Annotated in this window: 4 protein-coding genes; 1 reads left to right on the top strand and 3 read right to left on the bottom strand. The window is 57.7% G+C overall.

From position 1 onward, the window contains the following. Positions 1 to 1,404: 1,404 nt before the first annotated feature. The 3 genes from VGI36_18810 to VGI36_18800 all read right to left on the bottom strand — a co-directional run bounded on the left by VGI36_18810 (position 1,405) and on the right by VGI36_18800 (position 4,238). The gene (locus VGI36_18810) at positions 1,405 to 1,845 is read right to left on the bottom strand and encodes a hypothetical protein (protein HEY2487200.1); all 441 of its coding nucleotides are present in this window, start codon (positions 1,843 to 1,845) and stop codon (positions 1,405 to 1,407) included. A gap of 706 nt (positions 1,846 to 2,551) precedes the next feature. Then, positions 2,552 to 3,100: a GFA family protein gene (locus VGI36_18805; protein HEY2487199.1), complete on the bottom strand. Its 549-nt coding sequence runs from the start codon at positions 3,098 to 3,100 to the stop codon at positions 2,552 to 2,554. A gap of 151 nt (positions 3,101 to 3,251) precedes the next feature. Beyond that, a complete protein-coding gene (locus tag VGI36_18800) occupies positions 3,252 to 4,238 on the bottom strand; it encodes a patatin-like phospholipase family protein (protein HEY2487198.1) in 987 nt (328 codons plus the stop codon). Positions 4,239 to 4,736: 498 nt separating this feature from the next. On the opposite strand from VGI36_18800, the gene VGI36_18795 reads away from it, so the two are divergent. Beyond that, the coding region (locus VGI36_18795) for a CoA transferase (protein HEY2487197.1) at positions 4,737 to 6,301 on the top strand (1,565 nt) is incomplete at its 3' end.

Raw genomic sequence — 6,301 nt, 5'->3', positions numbered from 1 at the left:
CGATGAGAGCTCTCGCTTGCGAAGCAGCCCTGCGAGTTCACGAATCGAAAGGTTGCATAATGTTTTCTCGTCCATGAGGGTCTCCACTCAGATGAGTACTGCACGATAGGGGAGCCACGGACAAGTCCAAGTGGAGAGCTTTGAAAGATAAATCCGCTTAGGCTGCTTCGGTCTGGCAGTCGAAGTACAGTCGCATCCGCTTAAACCTTCATGTGCTCGTTCTAGAAGCGACCCTTTTCAGCTTGTGGCTTTGCGGCCCCCTGCTTCTGCGTCCCGAACCAGTATCAACATAACTCCTTCGGCTCTTCACTTTTCCAATTTGTGGTCCCTCGTCTCGTCGTTAAGAGCGCCCAAAATCGACAAATTGGTCGAGATGCAGATCGTCGATGCGGAATCCTCCGAATCTTCTATGCGCCCACTTGGTCCTTTGCTAAGCCGGTTGATATGAGGCTTGGGCAGGTCGCCGTTGCCGTTCTGCTGTTGGTGGACTGGAACTTAATCGCACCTACGCAAGCTCCGACAGCTGGTTCAACAAACGCGACTATCGTACCGACCACCGGCGTCTGGCACACCTACAAAACAAAGCAGGCATGCGAGGAGGACCGCGATTTCCTACGTCACGATCCGCTCTTTGGCTCAGAGATGACGTCGGCGCAATGCATCCCTGCCCCGGCGCGTGACTCAACCCCCCCTTGAGACCCCAAGTTAGCGGGTGCCACGTAGCAGCTTCCGCGCCCCGCAGGCGCGCCGCCAAAATATCGGTCAGGAAAATAGGTGCGCTCGGCGCCGATCCCCACGATCCATGGTCACCCTCACGGCCAAGCGTTACGGGTTCAATGCCGACGTCCATGAGGAGCCTGCTGGCTCCGCTGACAAACCCCGCCGCGGATGTCAGCAATCGGACCGAACTGCATCCGGGTAATCAGCAGATCCGCGAGGGAGATGCCCGACTTCGGGAAGAGCTCGGCCCACGGCTCACAGTGAGTCAACTCGGACACCTCTTGAGCCGCACGTGGGGGCGAATATTGCTCCGGACTCGAATCGGATCCTCGATTCCTCGCATCGGCCTCTTTACGCCAGCAGCGACCAACCCGGCGATCGAAGCTTACGCATAGGTTACGCGCTTTATCCAACCGGCGGCCACTCATATCTTGGGCCACGCAGGTGCTTTCTCACTGGACGAAGGGGGCACGCGCGGACCGGGATGCGCCGGTGGAGAACCTTAGCGTCAGGTCGCGCGGCGCCGGCGCGCCAAGGACTCACAATCCTCGTGTCTTGCGAGAAGACCCTAGTAAAGCACGCTTGGTTACACTAGGTGTGCAGGTTGATCGTTCTCTTTTCGCAAAGGTTTCCACCGATACGCGACTTGACAGGCGCCAAGAGGCAGTTGGCAAAGACGACGGGTCAACGGCCCTCCGCCCATTGAGGAATCCCTTGCGCGTTCCGCAGGACCAGAACCTGATCACCTCTTTTGACCTCACGCGCGATGATCGCATCCCCATTCGGGAGCTTCGAACCGGTCACTTCAATCTGATCACCTTTCGCGAATTTGAAGCTCTTCGATTCCAGAAACGAGGAAGGACCCAAATATACCCTAAAGGTGCCCGAGTCAGCCTTGAGGTTAAGATAAATCGGGCCGCTAAACTGTCCTTGTGCCTGCGCGCTTGCGCCGCCGCCTGGCAAATAGGCAGTTTTGACTTCTTCTACCGTACCTTTGATAGTTGTCTCCGTGCCTTGATTGTATAAGTGAGCACTTCCCTGCTCTTGGCATAGGGCGACGGAGCCTGGTTGGCCTGTCATCACGACGACTACGAGCAAGAGGTAGAGATTAAATATTGCCTTCATCGAGCTCCTACCTTTCGGGTACGGGACCTTAAACAATCAATGCTGTTTCACTCGTCGATGCTCCGACGTGGCGCACTGTTAGCACCCAGTAGTAAATGGAATCGCCTACCACTGTACTAGAACTCACTCCTCCATTGCGAGTTCGGTATGCGCGTTGGTCACTTTCCCTCGGACTGTCAAGCGAGCTGCGAGTTCGGTCAGGGGTAGGGGGGTTCGGCACAGAATCTGGAGCATATTCCGCATGTGCTTTGGACAAATGGAGACTGGCCCACTCTTCAGCCTCAGGGATAGCAGCTCGGGCTTCACGGCCCCTCCGCGGACATGGTGAATTTTGTTCACGAACCAGCGGCGCTTTGGCGGAGAGCCACGCGCTTCGACCATCTAAATGTTGTTCCTGTGGCAGGCACTCAGGACCACTTCTACGCCACGCAAAACGTGGACGCAGGTCTGACCCTAGTTTTGAGTGACAAATTGAAAGGAATGTCTTCAAGGCGCATAGCGAATGTGTGAGCATGGACGCCGCGCTTTCGAGAACAAAAATATCGCCCCGCCCTCAAATCGGAACTTCGATTCCTCGAATCGAGCAGACAGATCTTCCGACGCTCTCTATCCAAGCACCGATCAAACCAAATGTCGGCCTTTCGCGTGTGTCGTGCGCTTTATACCCCAACGGGCGCCTGCACAAATCCTCGGCACACCAATGCCTTCACCGGTCGATACGGACACGCACCGACGGGACGCGTCGATCGAGGAACTCCACGTCATAAACGTCGCGCCGGCGCCGGCGTGACTTCGGTCGTTCCCAGACGACACCTGGATAGCCCTTAAGCGGGACAAGCCGGTGACCCGTGTAGGTCCAATCCTGCAGCTCCTCGATGGCCACGTGATAGCGAGGCTCACGGCCTGTACGGCCGGTGAAGAGTGCCCGTGGGATATTGACCATATGCGGTGAGCGCTTGAGCTCGTAAAGCAGTGGCGCACCGCACCGGGAGCAGAAGTTTCGGATCGACTCCGTCTCCGGATCCTCGAAGCGAGAGATGCTTCTTAGGCCCTTCACCACGCGGGCGTGCTTGCGCCAACAACCGATATAGGTCGCATACGCCGCGCCGTGTGCGCGACGGCTCGCCGCGGAGTGATCGTGCCAGGCCCAAAAAGCGGGAAAGTCGATCTCTAGTTCCACCGCGCCGCAAAGGCAGCGGCCGGGCACGTGCCGGCTCGACGCGGCGCGTTTATCAATAGTCCCTTCCAATTTCATGCTAACCCCCCGCTAAGGGGATGGGTTCCCACCCGCCAGAGGTGACCGCAAATTATAGGCAGACTGCCTAGATAATCACCCCTTAGTTGGTCGGAATTCGCGCCGGTATCGTTCTACAACGGTAATTTTGGAGATCGCGCTGCACAACCGGTTAGTGGCTTAGAATGCCCGCGATCTTTCCCGCGTTGTCTAGTCCCTGGTTTCGTCCGGCCTCCAGCGCCAACCCTGCACGGCCCGAATTTCCGAGTGTCCCCCCAAAAGCGCTCAGGCTGGCCGCATCCGGAACGATCGGAGCGACCCTGCAGCCGCTTGCGCGAAGAACCTCAAGTTCCTGATCGAGACGCTTGACCGAGACCTTCGCCAGTGCGTCGCTAGGGCCGACAGTTGGTGCCAACACGATTGCGGTTTTGCATCCGCGTGCGAGGTCGGCATTTGTCGCCGAGCGAACGCCTCCATCCATGTAGCGATGGCCGTCGATGGCCACTGGCGCGAAGAATCCTGGTAGCGCACAACTGGATGCTACCGCGACCGCAGGCGGGACCTTGGAAGACTCGTTCCAAACCCGTAGCGAGCCATCCACCGCATCGACGCTCACGCATTCGTAGGCGGCGCTCGGCCAGGACGCTTGTGGAAACCGGCGCTCAAAACTCGCGACAAATGCCGCTTCGCTGACAATAGGGCGTACCTTCAGCGCCCATTCTCCGACATCGACACCTACTGATTGTTCAGACAGTTTCCCCTCGTTCAGTTGTTCGAGCTTACGGACCAGAAACGTTAGGTCCGGAGGAGGAAGCGGCGGCCCGGTTGGCTGCGGCGAAGGACCTTCGAATCGAATGAGTGCTGCGTTCGTTAGCTCCGAACGAGGCATTCGACCAGCTACACGCGCGCCGACGATCGCACCCGCTGAAGTACCGATGACGCGATCAATCGCCGTGAGCTCGACGCCTTTCTCCATCAAGCCCGCAAGCACCCCCGACTCCCAGGCCTCTCCCACCGGCCCACCACCCCCGAGGATCAACGCATGGTAAGGGGCTTCCCCACTGGTACCTGCAGCCGCGGTGCAAACCAGCACCAGCGAGGCCAAAGCCATGCCAGTCACCGACACACAATACTTGACCACCGTCTTCGCAATTTCCACAAGCGTTCCGCGCGAATGCTACCTTTAAGCCATCCGCATTTGAAAGCGGCAAAGGTTTAAGGAGGACCCAATCAACTTGGAGTCGACTGCCACCCGAAAGGTTCGGACGACCGGATTGCGCTCGCCTAAATCGCTTTTGAGGAGGCGAACGGATCCGTCACCGCATCTCTGATGCGATGCTTCGCAACGACATGGCCTCCGGATAAAGAGGCTTTGTGAACGAAGGCCACATCGGATACGGGGAGAACCAGTCGAAAAGAGGTTTACGTCCGCCAGACGCTTCCAGCAGAAGATCCCACATCTGCACGATTGTCGAGAGGCCGTAGAAGTCCGCAACCGAAATGGCACCCCGGCAAGCTACGAATTTCCGCTCAAAATCGCAACGTCGAGCCTCTCGACAAATCGGCGCAACCGTTCCATCGACTCCTGCGCTTGCTCCCTAGAAAAGCTCTCCATTTTATTCTCTTAGTTTGTCCATTTTCGTGGTAAATCGCAGCTATGAGCCAATCATTCTCCACCGGTGATTTTCGCAATCGCGGAATTCTGAACGGTCTAAGGGTGGTGGAATGCGGCGAAGGAATTTCCGCCGCGTTCGCCTCCAAGCTGATGGCCGACCTCGGCGCCGAGGTAATCAAAGTCGAAGAACCGTCAGGCGATATCCTTCGCTGGCGCGGTCCGTTTGCCCCTGGCGAACAGCCGGACCCCGAAAAGAGCGGTCTCTTTCTTTACCTCAATGCCAATAAGCGCGGCATCAGTGTTGATCTAACGGCTCCAGGCATGAAGGCCGACTTCGATTGTCTGCTCTCGAGGGCTGACATCCTGATACATAATTTCCATCCCTGTGATCGCCCGCTTCGAGGACTGGAAAGTGACGCTCTATCAAAGAAGTTTCCGTCGCTTATCACGGTTGGCATATCACCCTTCGGCGACAGTGGCCCCCGCAAAGATTGGAAGGGCTATGCACTGAACATTGAAAACGCCGGGGGAATGGCTTTCCTTGCGCCCGGCGCGTCGGAGTACCCGGATCTGCCGCCGCTAAGGGCGTTCGGCGATCAGGCTGACTACCAGGGTGGACTCCATGCATGTTTCGCCGCTCTAGCGATGTATCTGAACCGTTTGCACGACGGAGCGCCATCCAGCATCGAGATATCCGAGCAGGAATGCATCGCGGCGATGCTCGAAATGAATTTGATGCACTACACTTATACTGGTCGCGAAACCTCACGGCTCGGAAAACGCGTCATCGGCCCATGGCTGCTCAGCGAATGCCTTGACGGCCACACTTTTGTGGCATGCGCCGAAGAAGCACAATGGCAGCGGATGGTCGAATTGATGGGAGACCCCGAGTGGACGCGCGAAGAATTGTTCAAGGATCGTATCGCACGCGGTGCCAATTCAGACGCGCTCAACTTGTTCATGAGAGAATGGATGTCGTCGTGGAACAAGGAAGAACTCTTCCATGCCGGCCAGGCAAAGCGAATTCCGTTCGCCAAGGTCAACACCATGAAAGACATCCGCGACGACACTCAGCTGAATCACCGCAACTATTTCATTGCGCTGGATTATCCCGGACGCAAAGAAATTCGGGTCCCCGGCTCGCCTTCCCGCTACGGGGTCGACAACTCCCCTCCTCGCACGGGCGCACCCCAACTCGGTCAAGACAATGACGAAGTCCTGAGAAGAAGAGGGACGAGCGCCGCACCCGAGGTCGCAAGTCGTCCGCTCCTGAGCTCCAGGCACCTGCCTCTCGCGGGGGTTCGAATTCTCGATTTCACCTGGGCGTGGGCAGGGCCATTCGCCACATTGCAGTTGGCGCATTTGGGTGCCGAAGTGCTTCGCATCGAGAGCGAAAAGCGTGTGTGCATCACGCGGGCAATACCTCCGTTCGCCGACGATGTGCCGGGGCCGAATCGCGCCGGTTATTTCAACCAATACAATCAAGGCAAGCGCAGCATAGCACTCAATCTCGCGGACCCCGCGTGGCTGCAGGTAGCATACTACCTCGTGCCGCATTGCGACGTGGTGGTCGAGAACTTCGCCGGCGGTGTCGCGAGCAAGATGGG

The sequence above is a fragment of the Candidatus Binataceae bacterium genome (assembly GCA_036495685.1).
In the GTDB taxonomy this organism is placed as follows: Bacteria; Desulfobacterota; Binatia; order Binatales; family Binataceae; genus JAFAHS01.
The sequence above is the reverse complement of the archived record's forward strand: the minus strand, read 5'-3'. Positions and strand labels throughout refer to the sequence as shown.

What these genes read in the sequence shown, in the direction of transcription:
- VGI36_18810 (HEY2487200.1), bottom strand. Translation starts at nt 1,845, where the DNA reads ATGAAGGCAATATTTAATCTCTACCTCTTGCTCGTAGTCGTCGTGATG.
- VGI36_18805 (HEY2487199.1), bottom strand. Translation starts at nt 3,100, where the DNA reads ATGAAATTGGAAGGGACTATTGATAAACGCGCCGCGTCGAGCCGGCAC.